The following is a 19,937-nucleotide window of genomic DNA, read 5'->3' on the forward strand; positions in this document are numbered from 1 at the left end:
GGAGTTCACTTCAACAGCTCCCGGCAGACAGGTTTGTCGTGGGCAACGCCAAGCAGGGCGCAGACGGTGCCGCAGATTTCGGTTTGTTTGGGGCGGGCCCCGGGGTCAAGGCTGAAGGCCTCGCCCAGGACAAACAGCGGGACTTCACGCTCCTCCGGCAGCAGGCCGTTATGGGAGCGATCGTTGTTCATGCCGTGGTCGGCCGTCACCAGTACCTGATAACCGGCGTCGAGCCAGCCTTGCAGATAGTCGGCGAGGATAATGTCGGCCGAGCGTGCGCTGTTGCGGTATTGCGGGGTGTCGAGACCGTGCTTGTGGCCGGCGTCGTCGATGTTCATCGGGTGGACCAGCAGAAAGTCGGGTGCGTGTTTGAGCCGCAGGCTTTCCGCGTCGGCAAACAAGTGCGCGTCCGGGTAGTGGTCGCTCCAGTAGAAGTGACCCTGCTGGATCGCCAGCGCCCTGTCGTCGGTATGTCGATCACGGGCAGCGATGAATGGCGAGCGGTTATACAACTCGCTGACCCAATGGTAGGCCGCCGCCGCAGTGGCCAGGCCTGCCTCGGTGGCGTAATGGAAAATACTGCGCTGGTTGGACAGGCGCGTCACCTGGTTGTGGACGATGCCGCTTTCAATCGGGGGGACGCCGGTGAGGATGCATTCGTACAGCGGGCGTGACAGGGCCGGCAGTTCACATTCCAGTTTGTAGAGCGCTGCGCGTCCGGTACCGACATACGCCTGGAGATGCCCCATGGCGTGTCGGGCAACGTCGTAGTTGAGACCGTCGAGCACCACAAGGATGACGTTGTGCTTCATGGGGGCTGAGGCTCCGCAACAATAGGCTTGATTCAATGTCTTTGGAGGAACGGGGTCAAAAGTGTGTGCGGGCTTGCTCGCGATAGCGGTGGATCAGTTACAGATGCTTCAACTGACCGTCCGCTCTCGCGAGCAAGCCGCTCCCACAGTGGAACTCCAGCGGAATTCCAATGTAGGTCAATGCCTTACGGCATTTCGACGATGACGGTTTCCTGCCACATCTGCGGCAGCGCCTTGGAGGTCTTCTCCCACGCGTCGGCATCCTTGATCGGCGTCACCTTCTTGTACTGCTCGTTCGGCAGCAGCTTGGCTTGTACCTCGGCCGGCAAGGTCAGGTGCTCGGCGCGAATCGGCCGTGCGTTGCCCTTGGCCAGGTTGATCTGTCCGGCGTCGCTGAAGATGTATTCACGGGTCAGCTTGGCCGCATTCGGGTGCTTGGCGTATTTGTTGATGATGGTGGTGTAGCCGGAGATCACCGAACCGTCCGCGGGGATCAGCACTACGTAGTCATCCGGGTTGGCCATCTTGGCCTTGTAGCTCAGGCCATTGAAGTCCCAGACCACGCCGACTTCCACTTCGCCTTTTTCCATGGTGGCGATGGTGGGGTTGGCCAGCGACAGGCGACCTTGCTGGGCGATGTCGGCGAACATCAGCAGTGCCGGCTGAATGTTGTTCTCGTTGCCTCCGTTGGCCAGGGCCGCGGCCAGTACACCGTTGGCGGCCTGGGCCGCGGTGCTGACGTCGCCGATGGAAACCTTGTATTTACCGGTCTGCAGGTCTTTCCAGGTTTTTGGAACCTCGGAGCCGTGCAGCAGCTTTTTGTTGACGATGAAGGCGATGGTGCCGGTGTAGGCCAGCGCCCAGTTGCCGTCTTTATCCTTCGCCCAGTCCGGAATCTGCTCCCAGGTGCTCGGCTTGTAAGGCTGGACCACGCCCTGTTTCACCGCAATCGGACCGAAGGCCGCGCCCACGTCACCGATATCGGCGCTGGCGTCGTCTTTCTCCGCGGCGAACTTGGCGATTTCCTGGGCCGAACTCATGTCGGTGTCGATGTGCTTGAGGCCGTACTTGGACGCCAGGTCTGCCCAGGTGCCCCGCCAGTTGGCCCAGTCATCGGGCATGCCGACGCTGTTGACGGTGCCTTCCGCCTTGGCGGCCGCTTCGAGGGTTTTTAGATCGGTATCAGCAGCCATGGCGGCGGTGCACATGGCAATGGTCGAGCCTAACAGTGATGCCAGGAAAAGCTGTTTCATCCGAAGCTCCTTTGGGCGTTTTCAACGCTGCGTTTTTTTGATGGCGCGGTGGGTATTGGTCTAGGTCAGCAATACACGAGCCAATTTAGGCGCGCTGGATGACAGTTTCATGTCGATGGCGTTTTTTGCACCTTGCGGCAGGCGATTGCCGAATAAGCGTAGACCATGGCCGCGTCCCCGGAATCCATGGTCTTGGCCGATGTCTTGCAAGTTGTGTGGCGGCGCGCCGGGAGGCGTTGTCATCTGTCGGTCATGTGCAATGCCTAGGCTTGCATGCGCCAGCAATCGCTCATTTCAGGGGCGCCTTGCGCACCCAAACAGTGCTGGTCTAGTCCAGATAGGTAACGTTGATGCGTGATGAGGCAACCAAAGCGGTGACAACCATTGGCCTGGCGTTGCAAGAGCAGATCAATCACGGTTTATTGACCGCCGCCAGCAAACTGCCCGCCGAGCGCAAGCTCAGCGAGTTGTTCGGTACCACCCGGATTACCGTGCGCGAAGCCTTGTTGCAACTGGAGGCCCAGGGCCAGATCTACCGTGAGGAGCGCCGTGGCTGGTTTGTCTCGCCACCCCGGCTGGCCTACAACTTGATGCAGCGCAGTCACTTTCACGCGATGGTCAGCGCCCAGGGCCGGGTGCCCTCGACTGAAGTGATTTCGGCACGCTTGCAACCGGCCTCGGCAGCGGTGTGTGCCTGGCTGCAACTGCCGGCGCTGTCCAGCGTGATCCAGATTTGCAGGAGCCGGCGGATTGACGGGCGCTTGGTGTTGTACGTCGAGCACTACCTCAACCCGCAGTATTTTCCGGGGATTCTGGGCTGTGATCTGAACCAGTCAATGACCGAACTGTATGCCCGCAAGTACGACCTGCATTACGGGCGGGTGCGTTTCGAAATTGTGCCGACCTCACTGCAAGTGGAAGCGGCCGCGGCGTTGAAAGTCTCAGTGGGCAGTCCCGGGCTGCGGATTGCCCGGGTCAATTACGATCAACACGAACGGCTGATCGATTGTGATCTGGAGTTCTGGCGGCATGACGCCATTCACGTGGGCGTGGATGTGCTCTGAACGGCCTGCGGACCGCTCGCCGCCGTCACCACCTGCACGCTCAGGCGCGGCGTCGCCAAATCCATCCCGGCTTCGTCCAGATGCCGTTTGAGGGATAGATTGAACTCCCGCGACACTTCCCACTGCTTGATCGGTGCGGTCTTGAAGCGGGCGCGCAGGATAGCGTTGCCGGACTCGAAGCTTTCCACGCCCTGAAATTCCAGCGGCGACCAGATATTGCGACGCAGCAACGGGTCGGCGCGCATTTTCTGCCCGACTTCGCGCATTAGCTTGATCGCGTCGTCGATGTCCATGTTGGTGGGCACCGCGACGCGGAAAATCGCGTAGCCGAACTCTCGGGAGTAGTTCTTGATGCTCTTGATCTCGCTGAACGGAATCGTGTGCACGATCCCGTCGATGTCCCGCAGGCGCACGGTGCGGATCGTCAGTCCTTCCACGGTGCCGAGGTGGCCGCCGACGTCGACATAGTCATCGATGGCCAGGGAATCCTCGATAATGATGAACAGCCCCGTGATCAAATCCGCCACCAGCGATTGCGCACCGAAACCGATGGCCAGGCCGATCACACCGGCACCGGCCAGCAGTGGCGTGACGTTCATGCCCATGTTTGCCAGGGCGACGATCGCCGCAATGATGAAGATCGTCACAAACAGCACGTTGCGAATCAACGGCATCATGGTCTGCGCGCGAGCGTTGGCCACGCCCTTGCGGGAACGGGTGAGGGCGTGGTGGATCGCCGTGTCGGCAAGGATCCAGATCAGCCAGGAAAACAGCAGCGTACCGCCGAGGCCGAGCAGCTTGACCCCGACTTCATGGCCGTCGCCCTCGATAAAACGAATCAGCGACAAGCCCCAGACACGCAGGCCCAGCTCGATAAAGACGGTCCAGACCAGCAAATGGGCGAGGGTGTAGAAAAAGCTCTTCAGGCGCTCGGAATACAGCGTATGGCGTCTGAGTCCTCGCTGTGGCTTGAGCGAGTGGCGACGCACCAGGCCGTTGATCACCATGCACAACACCAGCAATACCGTGCAGAGCAACGACTGGCGCAGGGCGGTGCTGGTATCGCCGGCGGAAAGAAAAGTGGCGAACAGCGAAATACCCACCAGCAGCAGGGCCGGCAAGTACCAGAAAGTACCCACGACGGAGAGGGTGTCGCTCAACGCCCGGCGCGTCAGGCGACGGGACAGCGGTTGGTTACGAATCAGGTGCGCAATGGGCCGCCGGAAACGCAGGATGAAAACGCCGGTGGACAAGGCCGCCATGATGTTGGCGACGGTAGCGGCTGTGTGCGCCAGGTGTGGCCCAAGGCCCTGCACCAGGCGCGGGTCGCTCAGGGCCTCGCCGAAGGCGGCGAAGCTGCCGATCAGCCAGAGTGGGCGAAAGGCCTGGCGGCGCAGAATATACAACGCTCGATGCCGGTGTGGACCGTCGAGCAGCGAGAATGCGATCACGCAGATGGCCGAGAAGCAGGTGCCGACCACCAGCGCGTAGGCCAGCACCATGGCCAGGGATTTGCCCAAAGACGAGGGCAGCGCATAGCTTAAGTAGACGGTGATCACCAGGGCGATCAACCACGGCCCCAGTTTGCGCAGGGCGAAACGCACCATGTCCCAGGTCCGGGGGTGTTGCGGCAGCTCCTCGGGAAGTCCGAAGCGCTCGCGCACGCGATGGCTGAGCCAGATCAGCGCGGCGGCCAGCAGGCTCCAGAGGGCCAGGATCACCGCAAAGCCAAAAATGATCGGCAGCCATTCGGCCGCGGGAAGCATCAGCGCGGCGAATTCATCCTGGGCCTGCTCGAACTCCTCGGACCAGCGGCCCAATGGGCTGTCGGCGCCGGAGAACTGCTGTTCCAGGCTGGTCAGGGTGCCGCCGATAAGGCCCAGTACGCCTTGCTCAACGGCGGGCTGGGCTTTTTGAGTGGCTTCGCGGAGTTTTTTCAGGTCGCTCAGCAGTTGCGTGCGCTGCTGGTCGTTCTCCAGGGTTTTGATCACTTCATCCAGTGATTGGCCCAACGGAACGTCGGCTTGTGGCTGGGCCTTGCTGGAACTGCCCAGCATGCCGGGGAGGCCGACTGCTTGCGCAGGCGCGACCGGCAATAACATCAGCAGGCAGGCGAACAGGTAGTACGGCAGGACAAGCAGGCGGGAAAACACGCGGCGGTCAACCTTGTAAACGACGAATTGACCGAGTGTACGAGGCCGTTATGCCCAATGCGAGTGCATTTGTCTAATCGGCCAGTTTGGCAAGGATTTTGTAGATCACTGTGCCGAGGATCAGCAGCATACCGACCCACATGCCGAACACACCGAGGTTCTTGTCGCGGAAATTGAAACCCACGGCCAGCAGGATCATGCCCGTGAGGATGGGGATGAGCATGGAGTGGAACGCGGACATCGGGATCATGGGTGACGGCCTTGTCAGGAGGGACAAGTATCAGTTTAGGCCGTTTTGCGCAAAGTGGAGTTGATGTGTATCAGTCACTCGCCAGTGAGCGCGCTGCGGGATGATTGCCGGGATACAGCTCGACCCCTCAGCGTTTTTCTTGTTTGTTCGGCAACGGGGCAAACAACGCCTCGATGTCCTCATTCCCCAATTTCCAATCCCCGGTGGTCCGACCATCCAGTACGCCCGCCGCAAGGTCTGACTTTTCTTGTTGAAGGGCCTGGATTTTTTCTTCCACGGTGCCCCGGGCAATCATCTTGTAGACGAATACCGGCTTTTCCTGGCCAATGCGGTACGCGCGGTCGGTGGCCTGGTTTTCCGTGGCCGGGTTCCACCAGGGATCGTAGTGGATCACGGTGTCCGCTTCCGTCAGGTTCAGGCCGACGCCGCCGGCCTTCAGGCTGATCAGGAAAATCTGCAGCTTGCCGCTCTGGAAGTCCTTCACTGGCGTGCGCCGATCCCGGGTCTGGCCGGTCAATAGCGCGTAGGCCACGGCGCGTTTTTGCAGCTCGATTTCGATCAGGCCGAGCATGGACGTGAACTGGGAAAACAGCAGAATCCTGCGCCCTTCGGCAAACAATTCATCGAGCATCTCCATCAAGCTGTCGAGCTTGCCGGAGCTGCTGCCACGCGGGGGCAGGGTGGCGTCGTTGACCAGTCGCAGATCGCAACAGACCTGTCGCAGTTTGAGCAGCGCTTCCAGGATGATGATCTGGCTGCGGGCCACGCCCTTGCGCGTGATTTCGTCGCGGACTTTTTTGTCCATCGCCAAACGCATGGTTTCGTACACGTCGCGCTGGGCCTCGTTGAGGTCGACCCAGTGGATGATTTCGGTTTTGGGCGGCAGTTCGGTTGCCACCTCTTCCTTGGTGCGACGCAACAGGAATGGCTTGATCCGACCATTAAGGTGTTGCAGTCGCACTTCGCTGGCGCGTTTTTCGATGGGCACGCGATAGTCGCGGTTGAAGCTTTTGACGTCGCCCAGCCAGCCCGGCAGCAGAAAGTGGAACAGCGACCAGAGTTCGCCCAGGTGATTTTCCAGCGGCGTGCCACTCAGGCACAGGCGCTGGCGGGCATTCAGCTCGCGGGCAGCCTGCGCGGCCTTGCTGGTGGGGTTCTTGATGTACTGGGCTTCGTCGAGGATCAGCACGTGCAAGGGCAATGCGGCCAGTGGCTCGATATCTTTGGGCAGCAAGGCGTAGGTGGTCAGCAGCAGGTCGTAATTCTGCAGTTCGGCGAAGTGCTTCTTGCGCCCGGCGCCATACAGCGCCAATACCTTGAGCTGTGGGGTGAAGTGCGCTGCTTCGTCGAGCCAGTTGGGGATCAGGCTGGTGGGCATTACCACCATGCAAGGTCGGTCCAGGCGCCCGGCGATTTTCTCACTGAGAATATGCGCCAGGGTCTGCAGGGTTTTGCCCAGGCCCATGTCGTCCGCAAGAATTCCGCCGACTTCCAGCTGGCGCAAGGACTGCATCCAGCTCAGGCCTTCCAGTTGATAGGGACGCAAGGTCGCATTCAAGCCTTCGGGGGCGACGGCGCTGAAATCCTTGATGTCGCGCAGGCGCAGGGCAAAGTTGCGGATCTGTTCGCCACCTTGCCATTGCAGCGGCAGGTCTTCCAGCGGGTTGAGGCGAATCGCGTCGGCCTTGGCCAGGCGCAGGGCGGTGCTGCCGGGCTCCTGCAAGTAGAACTCGCCGAGCGTGGCCAGCACCGGTTTCAGGCGTCCGTAGGGCAATGCGACTTGCAGCGGACCGTGGCCGCCAGTGGGCAGGCCGGGAATGTGCACCAGGATCAGTTCGTCATCGCGGCGGCGGGCGAGTTTTTCCGGGTTGAGGATTTCGGTGTGCGAGCGCATCAGGTTCAACAGGATCGGCAGCAGGCTCAACCGTTCGCCGTTGACGATGATGCCAAGCTCAAGGTCGAACCAGTCGCGCTCCGGCGCCTCTTCGACGCTGGCGTACCAGTCCTCGACGGGGCTCAAGTCGAAGCCGAAATCCTCTTCGATCTGTAACTCCCAGCCTTCGGTCCGCAGCGTCGGTGACGCGTTGAGGGTGAAGTTCAGCCAGGCGCTGTCGTTGACCATCTCAAACAGTTCGCCGGCACTTTCCGGCAGGGCTTTGCTCTGGCGGGTGGCGATCTTGAAGCCGAGCCGTCGCAGTTGCTCGCGAAACTGTTGCTCCGCTTCTGGATGACGCTTGATCCGCAGGCTCTGGGTTTCCTCGCGGACAATGATGTCGGCGTTTTTATGCCCGCTGACGTAGTTGCCTTGATAGTTGAAAGACAGCGCCGCCCGGTGCTGGATATAACGCTGCATTTTGCCGTTGCGTGGCTCGAAGGCGCTGAACTCGATGCTCGCCAGCCATAAGCGCGGGACTGGTTGAATATCGTCGAGCAGCACTTGCGGCAGCACCACGCGGTTATCCAGTACCGCCTGCAGCTTTTCCAGCAGTTGCGCATCCTTGACGGCGGCGGGATAGGCCAGGGTTTCCTGGACTTTGAGCAGGACCGCCGCGATGTGTTTGCAATTGGTATGCACGGGGCAGGTGCAGCGGCTGTCTACCAGGATCAGCGTGCCTTTGGCCGACTCGCGCAGGGCGATCGTCTGGCGGTAGACATTGGCGCCCGAGCCTTCGCAACTGGCAATGATGGTGCTGTCGCCGGCCTCGACAATCCGCACGCGGTTTTCCAGGGCGTAGCGTCGGCCACGCTCAAGGCTTTGCTCTTTGAAGCGATTGGCCCACGAAGGGGCCAGGGGCTTGGTCAGCGACGATGTCACGGGCATGGCGCTGTGTCAGTCCTGAAGGTCGGGCGGTGGCGCGCTGGGCGGTTTTGCGGTCAATGAGGTGATCTTGATCAGCAGCGCCAGATGGCCGCCGTCCAGGTAATTGAGTTGATTGTTCTTGGTCAGTACGTCTTTCTGGCTCAGGTGTTCACTGGCAATGACGCTGCCGTTGGCGTCGAACCGGTTGATCCAGAAATCGGCGTCAATATGGGTGAAACGCCCCAGTTGCAGGCTCAGTATGCCTTCGATAGGAAACTGGCTGAACTGCTCCTGGCCGTCGGTGATCCTGACCTTGACCGGCTGCTCCCCCAGGTTCTGTTCCCAGGCTTTGTGCAGCAGCACGCTGTAGTCGCCGCTGGCCTGAAGCTTCTCGACGATGGTGCCCAGGCGTGGCGGGCTGAGCTTTTCGCTGCCCTGGCGGGGTGCACCGGCATCCCAGTCTTCCGGGGCCGCGCGGCTCTTGATCAGCGGTTCCGCATTCTGGCGGATCAGGATCATTTCCACCTGATAGAGGCTGTCGGCAAACGCCGAAGGTGCAATGACCACCAACAACAGACTCAGGATACGAAGCAGGCGCATGAGGCGTCCTTCAAGCAGATTTCGGGAGGAGGCGTTCAAACAGCGCCTCCAGCGTATTAAAGCGTTCTTCGGCACGTTCCATCGGCACCATGAATTTGAATAGCGTAGCGCCCTCGAACTTGTAGCGATTGGGCTGGCCTTGAATCAGCTTGATCAGCACCAGCGGGTCCACCGGCGTCTGTGCTTCGAACTCGAGGCGCCCCCCTTGAGGGCCGGCGTCGACCTTCTTGATGCCCAGTTGTTCGGCCTGCAATTTGAGCAGCGTCAGGCGCACCAGGTTCTTGGTCGGCTCAGGTAACAGGCCGAAGCGGTCGATCATCTCGACCTGCAGGTCCTTGAGGCCTTCTTCGTCGGTGGCCGAGGCGATGCGTTTATACAAGATCAGTCGCGCGTGAACGTCCGGCAAGTAGTCTTCGGGAATCAACGCCGGCAAGCGCAGGTTGATTTCCGGACCGCCGCCCAGCGGCTGATCAAGGTTGGGTTGCTCACCCTTGCGGATGGCTTTCACCGCGCGCTCGAGCATTTCCATGTACAGCGTGAAACCGACCGCCTGAATCTGCCCGCTCTGGCCATCTCCCAGCAGTTCGCCGGCGCCACGGATTTCCAGATCGTTGGTGGCCAGCACAAAACCCGCGCCCAGGTCCTGGGTGTTGGCGATGGCCTCCAGGCGCTTTTCGGCGTCGGAGGTGATCTGCTGGCGTGGCGGCGTGAGCAAATACGCATACGCCTGGTGGTGGCTGCGCCCGACCCGGCCGCGTAGCTGGTGCAACTGTGCCAGGCCGAACTTGTCGGCCCGTTCGATGATGATGGTGTTGGCGCTCGGCACGTCGATACCGGTCTCGATGATGGTCGAGGCAATCAGTACGTTGAAGCGCTTGTGGTAGAAGTCGCTCATCACCTGTTCGAGTTCGCGCTCGCGCATCTGTCCGTGACCGATGCCGATTCGCGCTTCCGGCACCAGTTCGGCCAGTTCGGCGGCGCATTTCTCGATGGTTTTCACGTCGTTGTGCAGGTAATAGACCTGGCCACCGCGCAGCAGCTCGCGCAGCAGCGCTTCCTTGACCGTGCTTTTGTTCTGCTCCATGACGAAGGTGCGCACCGACAGGCGCCGCGCCGGCGGCGTGGCGATGATCGACAGATCACGCATGCCCGACACCGCCATGTTCAGCGTACGCGGGATCGGCGTGGCCGTGAGGGTCAGGATGTCGACCTCACTGCGCAGGGCCTTGAGCTGTTCTTTCTGGCGCACGCCAAAGCGGTGTTCTTCGTCGATGATCACCAGGCCGAGGTTTTTGATCTTCACATCGTCCTGCAACAGCTTGTGCGTGCCGATGACGATGTCGATCTTGCCCTCCGCCAGGTCGGCCACGGCGGCGTTGACTTCCTTGGTCGACTTGAAGCGGCTCATCACTTCGACGGTTACCGGCCAGTCGGCGAAGCGATCACGGAAACTGTTGTAGTGCTGCTGGGCGAGCAGGGTGGTGGGGACCAGAATCGCCACCTGGCGACCGCCGTGTACCGCGATAAAGGCGGCGCGCATCGCCACTTCGGTTTTGCCGAAGCCGACGTCGCCGCAGACCAGGCGGTCCATCGGCTTGGGCGCCAGCATGTCGGCGCGCACGGCGTCGATGGTGGTTTGCTGATCCGGCGTTTCTTCGAAAGCGAAGCCGGCACTGAAGGTCGCGTAGTCGGCCTTGGGGTCGGCGAAGGCGTAACCCTCGCGTGCCGCGCGGCGAGCATAGATGTCCAGCAGTTCGGCGGCGACGTCGCGCACTTGCTCGGCGGCCTTGCGCTTGGCTTTCTGCCAGGTTTCGGAACCGAGGCGGTGCAGCGGCGCCAGGGCGTCATCGCTGCCGGTGTAGCGGGCGATCAGGTGCAGGTTGGCCACCGGCACGTAGAGCTTGGCCCCCTCGGCGTATTCCATGGTGAGGAATTCGGCGGCCTGGTTATCGATTTCCAGCGTCGCCAGGCCCAGGTAGCGCCCGACACCGTGGTCGATATGCACCACCGGCGCGCCTTCGCGCAGCTCGGTGAGGTTCTTGATCACGGCGTCGTTATTGACGTCGGCGCGTTTTTCCCGACGCCTGCGCTGCATCACGCGTTGCCCGAACAGCGGGCTTTCGGCAATCAGCGCCAGGGCTGGGTCATCCAGTTGCAGGCCTTCGTCGAGCGGTGCGATGGTGATCGCCAGGCGGTCCTTGCCGGCGACAAAGTCCGGCCAGCTGTCGACGGTTTTCGGCCGCAGTTTCAGGCGCTCCAACAGCTCCAGCAGCACTTCGCGGCGACCGGCGGATTCGGCAGTGAACAGCACACGGCCGGGAAAGTCGCCGAGGAAGTTGGAGAGCGCTTCCAGGGGCTGGTTGGCCTTGGCCTGGATTGCCAGGTCTGGCAGCGCTTGCGCGGGGAAGCGCTCGCGGCCGACGCCGGTTTCCACGTCCTGCTGGCTGGCGACTACACGCGGCCAGCTTTTCAGGCGGGCGAAACAGTCTTCCACCGGCAGGAACAACTCGGCCGGTGGCAATAAAGGACGGGATGGATCGACGCGCCGCTCTTCATAGCGATTACGTACATCGTTCCAGAAGTTCTCCGCTGCCTGTTCGATACCCGGCAGGGAGAACACTTGTGTGTCCTGTGGCAGGTAATCGAACAGGGTCGAGGTTTCATCGAAGAACAACGGCAGGTAATACTCGATACCCGCCGGAGTAATCCCGCTGCTCAGGTCTTGAAAGATCGGGCAGCGCCGGAAATCCACGTCGAAGCGCTCGCGAAAGCGTGCCTTGAAGCGGGTGACCGCGTCTTTTTGCAGCGGGAATTCCCGGGCTGGCAGCAGCTTGACCGATTCGACCTTGTCGATGGAGCGTTGGTTTTCCGGGTCGAACGTACGCAGGGTCTCGATTTCGTCATCGAACAGGTCGATCCGGTAGGGCAGTTTGCTGCCCATCGGAAACAGGTCGATCAGCGCCCCGCGCACCGCAAACTCACCGTGTTCGTACACCGTGTCGACACAGCGGTAGCCGCTGGCCTCGAGGCGCGTGCGCATCTGTTCGACGTCGAGCTTCTGGCCGATGTCCAGCACCAGGCTGCTGCCCAGCAGGAACTTGGTCGGCGCCAGGCGGTGCAGGGCGGTGGTGATTGGCACCACCAGCACGCCGTGGGCCAGTTCCGGCAAGCGGTACAGGCTGGCGATACGCTGGGAAATGATGTCCTGATGCGGCGAGAACAGATCGTAGGGCAGGGTTTCCCAGTCCGGGAAATGCAGCACCGGCAAATCGGGGGCGAAGAAGCTCAGCTCCTGCTCCAGCCGTTCAGCGCTTTGGCTGTCGGCGGTCAGCAGCAGGGTAAAGCGCTTGGCTGCGCTGGCAGCCTCGGCAATAGCCAGGCTCAAGGCGGCACCGGGCAAGTTGCCCCAATGCTGTTTACCTGCCTCGGCAGGGAGTAGCGGTAGACGCAGGACGGGCACGGACGGTTGAGCTCCAGCGTTGCGACAAAGTCGGTAATTGTAACGGCCCGGAGTGCCGCCTGTCAGTTGCTGACTGTGTCTAATGCGGTTTGTGGGAAATGTAGTGGCTATGACAAACAATGCCGGGTTTTGACTCAATATGTAGTGCCGAAATGCACGTATATTTCGGAGGGTTACGGACAACGCGCCCCGGGCTTTTCCTGAAGGCTGTTCTGCAAGCCGCGTATTTACTGGGCTCTGGCGCGGTGAAAATTTTTTGCAAGTGGTTTTGTTGCTGGGCGCGCATTGCCCCGCGCAGACTCGGACGGCATAATGTAGCCCCTTTTTTCAGCCCCTACATGTGGAAGGTTCCCGTGACTCAGAAGCCCGACCAGTGTCTTGGTGAATGGATCGACCGTGAAGCACTCGCAGAAGCGATGATTCCGCTTATCGGTCAGCTATACCGCAATAACAATGTGGTTAGCTCGATCTATGGCCGCAGCCTGATCAACCAGTCAGTCATCGCGATTCTCAAGGCTCATCGCTTTGCTCGCCACCGTCAGTCCGACGATGTCGAACTCTCCGTCCACGAAACATTCCCTCTGCTGAAAGCCATGAGCGAGCTCAAGCTCGGCGCGGCGTCGGTGGATCTGGGCAAGTTGGCCGTCAAATTCAAGGCTCAGGGCAACGGCCGTACCGCCGAGCAGTTCGTCCGTGAGGAAATGGCCGATATCGTCGGTCAGCAAAGTGCGGTCGCTCGCAAAGGCACCGACGTCGTGTTGTACGGCTTCGGGCGTATCGGCCGTTTGCTGGCGCGCATCCTGATCGAGAAAACCGGTGGCGGCGATGGCCTGCGCCTGCGTGCCATTGTCGTGCGCAAAGGCGCCGAGAATGACCTGACCAAGCGCGCCAGCCTGCTGCGTCGTGACTCGGTGCACGGTTCGTTCAATGGCACCATCACCATCGACGAAGCAAACAGCACCATCACCGCCAACGGTAACCTGATCCAGGTGATCTACGCGAAGAACCCGACCGAGGTGGACTACACCCAGTACGGCATCCAGAACGCGCTGTTGGTGGACAACACCGGCGTATGGCGTGACGCCGACGGCCTGGGCCAGCACCTGGCCTGCCCGGGTGTCGATCGCGTCGTGTTGACCGCGCCCGGCAAGGGCAAGCTGAAGAACATCGTTCACGGCATCAACCACGCTGAAATCACCGCTGACGACAAGATCGTGTCTGCCGCTTCCTGCACCACCAACGCCATCGTGCCGGTGCTCAAGGCTGTGAATGACAAGTTCGGCATCGTCAACGGTCACGTCGAAACCGTTCACTCGTACACCAACGACCAGAACCTGATCGACAACTTCCACAAGGGCGATCGTCGTGGTCGTAGCGCCGCGTTGAACATGGTCATCACCGAGACCGGTGCGGCCACCGCTGCCGCCAAGGCCTTGCCGGAACTGGCCGGCAAACTGACCGGTAACGCGATCCGCGTGCCGACGCCTAACGTGTCGATGGCGATTCTCAACCTCAACCTTGAGAAAGCCGCCACCCGTGAAGAGATGAACGAGTACCTGCGCTACATGGCGCTGCACTCCGATCTGCACAAGCAAATCGACTACGTCAACTCGCAGGAAGTGGTGTCCACCGACTTCGTTGGCTCGCGCCACGCCGGTGTGGTGGACGCGGAAGCGACCATCTGCCAGGACAACCGCGTTGTCCTGTACGTCTGGTACGACAACGAGTTCGGCTACAGCTGCCAGGTTGTGCGCGTGATGGAAGATATGGCTGGGGTCAACCCGCCAGCATTCCCGCGCTAAGCGTCAGCCGTCAAAGAAAAAGCCCTGACAGTTCGGCAATGCTGTTCAGTTAAGCATGTGATGCGCCTGATACCGCCTTTGTGGCGAGGGGGCTAGTCCCCCGTTGGGCTGCGCAGCAGCCCTCAAAGCTGCCATCCCGATTTGAATGAACGAACGGGGAGGCCTTTTTGGGGCTGCTGCGCAGCCCAGCGGGGGACTAGCCCCCTCGCCACAGGATGGTGTTCGGCACGCGACTTTCTTGATTGAACAGTATTACCGACTGGTTCGGGGCTTTTTCGTGTCTGCGGGTTGATCGGTTCGCTTGCCCTGAGCAATCGCGACGACATGCCACATAATGGTGGGGCCTGGAAACGTGTTTGAGTACGGCTTCAGTCAATTTCCCACGGCGATAAGGTTGCGTTTCCTATGGTTGACCTGCGATATGTAGCGCTTTGCTGGGCGCTGGTGATGCTGGCGGGGTGCGGGAGTGGCGAGAGTCTGGAGAGCTTTGCCGGTCCGACGATGGGGAGCACATACTCGATCAAGTACATTCGCACACCTGGAGGGCCCGCGCCTGGCGATGTCCAGCCGCAGGTAGAGGCGATTCTCGATGAGGTCGACAGGCAGTTGTCGACCTATCGCAGCGACTCCGACATCGAACGTTTCAACGACCTGCCAGCCAATAGCTGCCAGCCGATGCCCGAGGCGGTCCTGCGACTGGTACGCGCTGGCGAGCAGTTATCCCAGGCCAGTGGCGGCGCTTTTGATCTGACGGTCGAGCCCTTGCTCAACCTGTGGGGCTTCGGTCCCCAGGCGCGCGCAGTAAACGTCCCGGATCCGGCGATGCTGGCTGCGGCACGCCAGCGCGTTGGTCACCAGCATGTGCGTATCGAAGGTGACCGGCTGTGCAAGGAGGCGGCGGTTCAAGTCGACTTCAACAGCATCGCTGCCGGGTATGCGGTGGATCGGATTGCTGAACGGTTCCATCAGTTGGGCATAAGACGTTACCTGGTGGAAGCCACCGGCGAGTTGAAGGCGGCTGGCCGCAAGCTTGACGGCTCGCCGTGGCGCGTGGCGCTGGAGGAGCCCCGTGACGACCAGCAAGTCGCCGAGCGCATCATTGCGGTGGACGGCTTCGCTGTATCTACCTCGGGTGACTATCGCAACTATTTCCAGCAGGATGGTCGTCGCTACTCCCACACGCTGGATGCGCGGACCGGGGCGCCGATTACCCACGCGCTGGCGTCGGTTACCGTGCTGGCGCCGTCGGCGCTGATGGCCGATGGCTTGTCCTCGTTGCTGCTGATCCTCGGGCCACGGCAAGGCTGGGAATACGCGGAAAAACAGCGGATCGCGGCATTTTTTGTGATGCGCGAGGGGACTGGTTTCGTCACACGCAGTAACAAGGCATTCGAGCAACTGACAATGTCCAGCCCGTAACAATTGCCATGTAGTAAAGGCAAAACTGGCCTACGACGCGACCAAGGGTTAATGTGCGCGGCGTTAAGCGTTCTATAGACTGTGCCCCGGCTCACACACATGAGCCTATTTGATCCTTCATGACCGCTGGCCGCGGCATGATTTAGCCAGGCGCCCAACCGTGCGCACTGGCCTGTTCTGAGGAGTACGCATGGCTGTCTACAACTACGACGTAGTGGTACTGGGTTCCGGCCCGGCTGGAGAAGGTGCGGCGATGAACGCCGCCAAAGCTGGGCGCAAGGTGGCGATGGTCGATAGCCGTCGTCAGGTCGGCGGTAACTGCACCCACCTGGGCACCATCCCGTCCAAGGCCTTGCGTCACTCGGTGCGCCAGATCATGCAGTTCAACACCAACCCGATGTTCCGGGCGATCGGTGAGCCGCGCTGGTTTTCCTTTCCGGATGTGTTGAAAAGCGCCGAGAAAGTCATTTCCAAGCAAGTCGCTTCGCGTACCGGCTATTACGCCCGTAACCGTGTCGACCTGTTTTTCGGTACCGGCAGCTTTGCCGACGAGCAAACCGTCGAAGTGGTCTGCGCCAATGGCGTGGTCGAGAAGCTGGTAGCCAAGCACATCATCATCGCCACCGGCTCGCGCCCGTATCGCCCGGCGGATATCGATTTCCACCACCCGCGTATCTACGATAGCGACACCATCCTCAGCCTGGGCCACACCCCGCGCAAACTGATCATCTACGGCGCCGGCGTGATTGGCTGTGAATACGCCTCGATCTTCAGCGGCCTGGGGGTATTGGTTGAGTTGGTGGACAACCGCGATCAACTGTTGAGCTTCCTCGACTCGGAAATCTCCCAGGCGTTGAGCTACCACTTCAGCAACAACAACATCACCGTGCGCCACAACGAGGAATACGACCGCGTTGAAGGCCTGGACAACGGCGTGATCCTGCACCTCAAGTCCGGCAAGAAAATCAAGGCCGATGCCTTGCTCTGGTGTAACGGGCGTACCGGCAACACCGACAAGCTGGGCATGGAAAACATCGGGGTCAAGGTCAATAGCCGTGGCCAGATCGAAGTCGATGAGAACTACCGCACCTGTGTCACCAATATCTATGGCGCCGGTGACGTGATCGGCTGGCCGAGCCTGGCCAGTGCCGCGCATGACCAAGGGCGTTCGGCCGCTGGCAGCATCGTCGACAATGGCAGCTGGCGTTATGTGAATGATGTGCCGACCGGGATCTACACGATTCCCGAGATCAGCTCCATCGGCAAGAACGAGAACGAGCTGACCAAGGCCAAGGTGCCTTACGAGGTGGGCAAGGCGTTCTTCAAGAGCATGGCGCGTGCACAGATCGCCGGCGAGCCGCAAGGCATGCTGAAGATCCTGTTTCACCGCGAGACCCTGGAAGTCCTCGGCGTGCATTGCTTCGGCTACCAGGCGTCGGAGATCGTACACATCGGCCAGGCCATCATGAACCAGCCGGGTGAACAAAATACCCTCAAGTATTTCGTCAACACCACGTTCAACTACCCGACCATGGCTGAAGCCTATCGGGTAGCGGCCTACGACGGCCTCAACCGGCTTTTTTGAGCGGCTCCGGCCGGTGGCCTGAGCCGGCCGGGGAGACCGATTTCAGTAATTCCCGAGGGTGGCAGTGGCCAAACCGGGAAAGTCTGTAATCAGGCTATCTACGCCGAAGTCGGCGAGCCTGCGCATCAGCGCAGGTTCGTTGACTGTCCACACGGACACGTGCAGACCCTGGCGCTGGGCCTTGGCCAAGCGCTCAGGGGTGCATAGCGTCCAGTTCAGCGCCAGAATCTCACAGCCATAGTTTTGCGCGACCTTCAGCGGGTCGAGCCAGGCGTATTCCGCCACCAATCCCCGTGACAGGTCCGGCGTCAATTCCAGCGCGGCTTTCAGTACTTCCCGCGAGCTGGAGGTGACTGTCACCTTGTCCATGATGCCGAACCGCACGGCCATTTCGCGAATCGCCAACACGGTGGTCGCCGCGCGGGTGCGTGAAGCGCTTTTGACTTCCAGCTGCCAGTGATCGAAGTCGCACTGTTCGAACAGTTCTTCCAGGCGCGGGATCGGGCAGCGCGTGACCCAGCCAGGGCCGCCGGCGCGGGCGTCCATCTTCACCAGGTCGGCGGCGGAATATTCCACCACCTTGCCGCGCCGATCGGCGGTGCGCTTGAGGGTCGGGTCGTGGATGACCATCAGTTCGCCGTCCATCGACAGGTGCAAGTCCAGCTCGCAGCGGCGTACGCCATGCTTGAGACACTGCTGGAAGCTGGTCAGGGTGTTTTCCGGTGCTTCGCCTTTGGCGCCGCGGTGGCCATAAATCAGTGTCACAGTTGCTCCTTGCGCCAGGTGTTCTGGCTGGATAAATACGGATTCAGGTGTCCTGGCCGTCGCTTTGTTCCAGGGCCAGGCGTCGTTCCTGGGCCTGTTTCTGCAAAATGTAGCGCGCCAGCAGTTGGCGTTGGGCATCAGTCATGGATTCAAATTCAGTGCCGACGTCAAAACCGTCGCCCTTCGGCTCGCAATGCGTGACCCGGGCCCGCAACAACAGGCCCAGCGCCTGGGGCATCAGCACCAGTTTGACCGCCAGGTGACTGTCGGGCAGCAGCCTCGTGGGGTACTGGAAGTCGATACCGCCTTCGGAAATGATCACCGGCTGCGGCGCGCCGATCTCGCCCACGAGGCTGTGCGCCATGACCTGGCCGAGCAGGTCCATGCGCTTGTTCTGCACTTTGAGGAGGGCGGCGAGGGTACGGTCGCGCTCGCCGAGCTGGCGCAACAGGTGCTGGGACTCAAATTCACTCAGGTGCAATTCACTGAGCAGGTTGAATAGTGGAGACTCATCCAGCAACACTTCCTTGCCCCTGGCTTGCGCCGCAGACAGGCTGCTGATTTGGAGTGCGATCATGTCCTCGATACGGTAGTATTCGCGGCGATCTTCTTCATCTAATGTCGTCATGGCGAACCCCGGGTAGCGGTAATGGTCTGAGTGTAAAGCTGCTTACCAGACCCCGCCACAGGGACGTCTTCTTTTCCTCCGAACAAGCCCCGACATGTTCAGACCTCTCTTCGTATTTATCGGCACGCGTTATACCCGTGCAAAGCGTCGCAATCATTTTGTGTCGTTCATTTCCTTGACTTCGATGATCGGACTCGCCCTGGGCGTAGTCGTGATGATCGTGGTGCTTTCGGTGATGAACGGCTTCGATCATGAGATGCGCACCCGCGTGCTGGGCATGGTGCCCCACGCGACCATCGAGTCCGGCGAACCGCTCAGCGACTGGCAAGGCCTGGCCGACAAGGTCAAGCAGAACCCCAAGGTCCTGGCGGTCGCGCCGTTCACCCAGATGCAGGGACTGTTGACCCACGACGGCAAGGTGCAGAAAGTCCTGCTCAACGCCATCGATCCGGTGCAGGAGCGCAAGGTTTCGATCATTGACCAGTTCATGCAGCAGGGCAAGCTGGACGAGTTGTCGCCCGGCAGCTTCGGCATCGTCATTGGCGACCGGGCCGCGGCCAAGCTGGGCGTGGGCATCGGCGACAAGCTGACCTTTGTCGCCCCGGAAGTCACCGTGACCCCGGCCGGCATGTTTCCGCGCATGAAGCGCTTCACGGTGGTGGGTATTTTTCATGTCGGGGCGGGCGAGATTGACGGCTTCCTCGGCCTGACCAACCTCACCGACCTGGCCCGTCTGCACCGCTGGAAGCCGGATCAGGTGCAAGGCCTGCGCCTTAAATTCAATGACCTGTTCGATGCACCGCGTACTTCGTGGGAAATCGCCCGGCATCTGGGTGAAAACGAGTATTACGCCCGCGACTGGACCCGCACCCACGGCAACCTGTACCAGGCGATCCGCATGGAAAAAGCCATGATCGGCCTGTTATTGCTGCTGATCGTGGCTGTTGCCGCGTTCAACATCATCTCCACGCTGGTGATGGTGGTGAATGACAAGAAGGGCGATATCGCGATCCTGCGGACCCTGGGTGCCACTCCGGGACAGATCATGGCGATCTTCATGGTGCAGGGCACGGTGATTGGTGTGGTCGGTACCCTGATCGGCACCGCCGTGGGGATTTTGGCGGCGCTGAACGTCAGTGCGGCGATCGCCGGCCTCGAAACCCTGATCGGCCACAAGTTTCTCAACGCAGATGTCTATTTCATCGACTACTTGCCGTCCCAGGTCCAGAGCCAGGATGTGTTGATGGTCGGCGGCGCCGCGTTGCTCCTGAGTTTCCTTGCCACCCTGTATCCAGCCTGGCGCGCGGCACGTACCCAGCCAGCGCAGGCTTTACGTTATGAGTGAA

General features: G+C 60.9%; 15 protein-coding genes. 5 read left to right on the top strand and 10 right to left on the bottom strand.

The features are described from left to right. Window positions 1-5 precede the first annotated feature (5 nt). The 3 genes from AC6CIA_RS14555 to AC6CIA_RS14565 form a co-directional block, all read right to left on the bottom strand. Entirely contained in the window at window positions 6-812 is an 807-nt protein-coding gene (locus tag AC6CIA_RS14555; protein WP_498312914.1) for an alkaline phosphatase family protein, read from the bottom strand. A 185-nt stretch (window positions 813-997) separates the two neighbouring features. After that, a complete protein-coding gene (locus AC6CIA_RS14560) occupies window positions 998-2,065 on the bottom strand; it encodes an ABC transporter substrate-binding protein (RefSeq protein ID WP_498312916.1) in 1,068 nt (355 codons plus the stop codon). Window positions 2,066-2,125: 60 nt separating this feature from the next. Then, window positions 2,126-2,308 carry a hypothetical protein gene (locus tag AC6CIA_RS14565; RefSeq protein ID WP_498312918.1) on the bottom strand — a complete coding sequence of 61 codons (183 nt, stop codon included), beginning with the start codon at window positions 2,306-2,308 and terminating at the stop codon, window positions 2,126-2,128. A gap of 107 nt (window positions 2,309-2,415) precedes the next feature. On the opposite strand from AC6CIA_RS14565, the gene AC6CIA_RS14570 reads away from it, so the two are divergent. After that, window positions 2,416-3,129, top strand: a complete 714-nt coding sequence (locus AC6CIA_RS14570) for a UTRA domain-containing protein (protein ID WP_498312920.1) — start codon at window positions 2,416-2,418, stop codon at window positions 3,127-3,129. Here the strand turns inward: AC6CIA_RS14570 and AC6CIA_RS14575 are convergent. From AC6CIA_RS14575 to mfd, 5 genes are all read right to left on the bottom strand, one after another. Further along, entirely contained in the window at window positions 3,105-5,282 is a 2,178-nt protein-coding gene (locus AC6CIA_RS14575; RefSeq protein WP_498312921.1) for a mechanosensitive ion channel family protein, read from the bottom strand. The genes AC6CIA_RS14570 and AC6CIA_RS14575 overlap by 25 nt on opposite strands. A 73-nt stretch (window positions 5,283-5,355) precedes the next feature. Further along, window positions 5,356-5,532 (bottom strand): hypothetical protein, encoded by a 177-nt coding sequence (locus tag AC6CIA_RS14580; protein WP_165447424.1) that lies wholly within the window; start codon window positions 5,530-5,532, stop codon window positions 5,356-5,358. Between the two features lie 127 nt (window positions 5,533-5,659). After that, window positions 5,660-8,353: a DEAD/DEAH box helicase gene (locus tag AC6CIA_RS14585; protein WP_498312923.1), complete on the bottom strand. Its 2,694-nt coding sequence runs from the start codon at window positions 8,351-8,353 to the stop codon at window positions 5,660-5,662. A 9-nt stretch (window positions 8,354-8,362) separates the two neighbouring features. Beyond that, window positions 8,363-8,932: a CsiV family protein gene (locus AC6CIA_RS14590; RefSeq protein ID WP_339530491.1), complete on the bottom strand. Its 570-nt coding sequence runs from the start codon at window positions 8,930-8,932 to the stop codon at window positions 8,363-8,365. A 10-nt stretch (window positions 8,933-8,942) separates the two neighbouring features. Further along, window positions 8,943-12,392, bottom strand: coding sequence for a transcription-repair coupling factor (gene mfd, locus AC6CIA_RS14595; RefSeq protein ID WP_498312925.1), 3,450 nt, complete (start codon window positions 12,390-12,392; stop codon window positions 8,943-8,945). Window positions 12,393-12,730: 338 nt separating this feature from the next. On the opposite strand from mfd, the gene AC6CIA_RS14600 reads away from it, so the two are divergent. The 3 genes from AC6CIA_RS14600 (at window position 12,731) to sthA (ending at window position 17,198) form a co-directional block, all read left to right on the top strand. Next, window positions 12,731-14,194, top strand: coding sequence for a glyceraldehyde-3-phosphate dehydrogenase (locus AC6CIA_RS14600; RefSeq protein ID WP_339530487.1), 1,464 nt, complete (start codon window positions 12,731-12,733; stop codon window positions 14,192-14,194). Window positions 14,195-14,599: 405 nt separating this feature from the next. Continuing rightward, on the top strand, window positions 14,600-15,613 hold the full coding sequence (locus tag AC6CIA_RS14605; protein ID WP_498312927.1) for an FAD:protein FMN transferase: 1,014 nt from the start codon (window positions 14,600-14,602) through the stop codon (window positions 15,611-15,613). A gap of 190 nt (window positions 15,614-15,803) precedes the next feature. After that, a complete protein-coding gene (gene sthA, locus AC6CIA_RS14610) occupies window positions 15,804-17,198 on the top strand; it encodes a Si-specific NAD(P)(+) transhydrogenase (protein ID WP_339530484.1) in 1,395 nt (464 codons plus the stop codon). 42 nt (window positions 17,199-17,240) lie between these two features. On the opposite strand, the gene AC6CIA_RS14615 is transcribed toward sthA, so the two are convergent. Together AC6CIA_RS14615 and AC6CIA_RS14620 are read right to left on the bottom strand one after the other, a co-directional pair. After that, window positions 17,241-17,963, bottom strand: a complete 723-nt coding sequence (locus tag AC6CIA_RS14615; protein ID WP_498312929.1) for a glycerophosphodiester phosphodiesterase — start codon at window positions 17,961-17,963, stop codon at window positions 17,241-17,243. A 43-nt stretch (window positions 17,964-18,006) separates the two neighbouring features. Next, window positions 18,007-18,591: a PilZ domain-containing protein gene (locus tag AC6CIA_RS14620; protein WP_498312931.1), complete on the bottom strand. Its 585-nt coding sequence runs from the start codon at window positions 18,589-18,591 to the stop codon at window positions 18,007-18,009. Between the two features lie 94 nt (window positions 18,592-18,685). Here AC6CIA_RS14620 and AC6CIA_RS14625 point away from each other — a divergent pair, with 94 nt between their 5' ends. Then, the gene (locus AC6CIA_RS14625) at window positions 18,686-19,936 is read left to right on the top strand and encodes a lipoprotein-releasing ABC transporter permease subunit (RefSeq protein ID WP_498312933.1); all 1,251 of its coding nucleotides are present in this window, start codon (window positions 18,686-18,688) and stop codon (window positions 19,934-19,936) included. Window position 19,937: the final 1 nt, after the last annotated feature.

This window comes from Pseudomonas sp. GQ91 (genome assembly GCF_059758795.1).

Bases quoted from the DNA above. Each gene is read 5' to 3' on its own strand.
- AC6CIA_RS14555 (WP_498312914.1), bottom strand. From the start codon at position 812: ATGAAGCACAACGTCATCCTTGTGGTGCTCGACGGTCTCAACTACGAC.
- AC6CIA_RS14560 (WP_498312916.1), bottom strand. From the start codon at position 2,065: ATGAAACAGCTTTTCCTGGCATCACTGTTAGGCTCGACCATTGCCATG.
- AC6CIA_RS14565 (WP_498312918.1), bottom strand. From the start codon at position 2,308: ATGACAACGCCTCCCGGCGCGCCGCCACACAACTTGCAAGACATCGGC.
- AC6CIA_RS14570 (WP_498312920.1), top strand. From the start codon at position 2,416: ATGCGTGATGAGGCAACCAAAGCGGTGACAACCATTGGCCTGGCGTTG.
- AC6CIA_RS14580 (WP_165447424.1), bottom strand. From the start codon at position 5,532: ATGATCCCGATGTCCGCGTTCCACTCCATGCTCATCCCCATCCTCACG.
- AC6CIA_RS14585 (WP_498312923.1), bottom strand. From the start codon at position 8,353: ATGCCCGTGACATCGTCGCTGACCAAGCCCCTGGCCCCTTCGTGGGCC.
- AC6CIA_RS14590 (WP_339530491.1), bottom strand. From the start codon at position 8,932: ATGCGCCTGCTTCGTATCCTGAGTCTGTTGTTGGTGGTCATTGCACCT.
- AC6CIA_RS14600 (WP_339530487.1), top strand. From the start codon at position 12,731: ATGTGGAAGGTTCCCGTGACTCAGAAGCCCGACCAGTGTCTTGGTGAA.
- AC6CIA_RS14605 (WP_498312927.1), top strand. From the start codon at position 14,600: ATGGTTGACCTGCGATATGTAGCGCTTTGCTGGGCGCTGGTGATGCTG.
- sthA (WP_339530484.1), top strand. From the start codon at position 15,804: ATGGCTGTCTACAACTACGACGTAGTGGTACTGGGTTCCGGCCCGGCT.
- AC6CIA_RS14620 (WP_498312931.1), bottom strand. From the start codon at position 18,591: ATGACGACATTAGATGAAGAAGATCGCCGCGAATACTACCGTATCGAG.
- AC6CIA_RS14625 (WP_498312933.1), top strand. From the start codon at position 18,686: ATGTTCAGACCTCTCTTCGTATTTATCGGCACGCGTTATACCCGTGCA.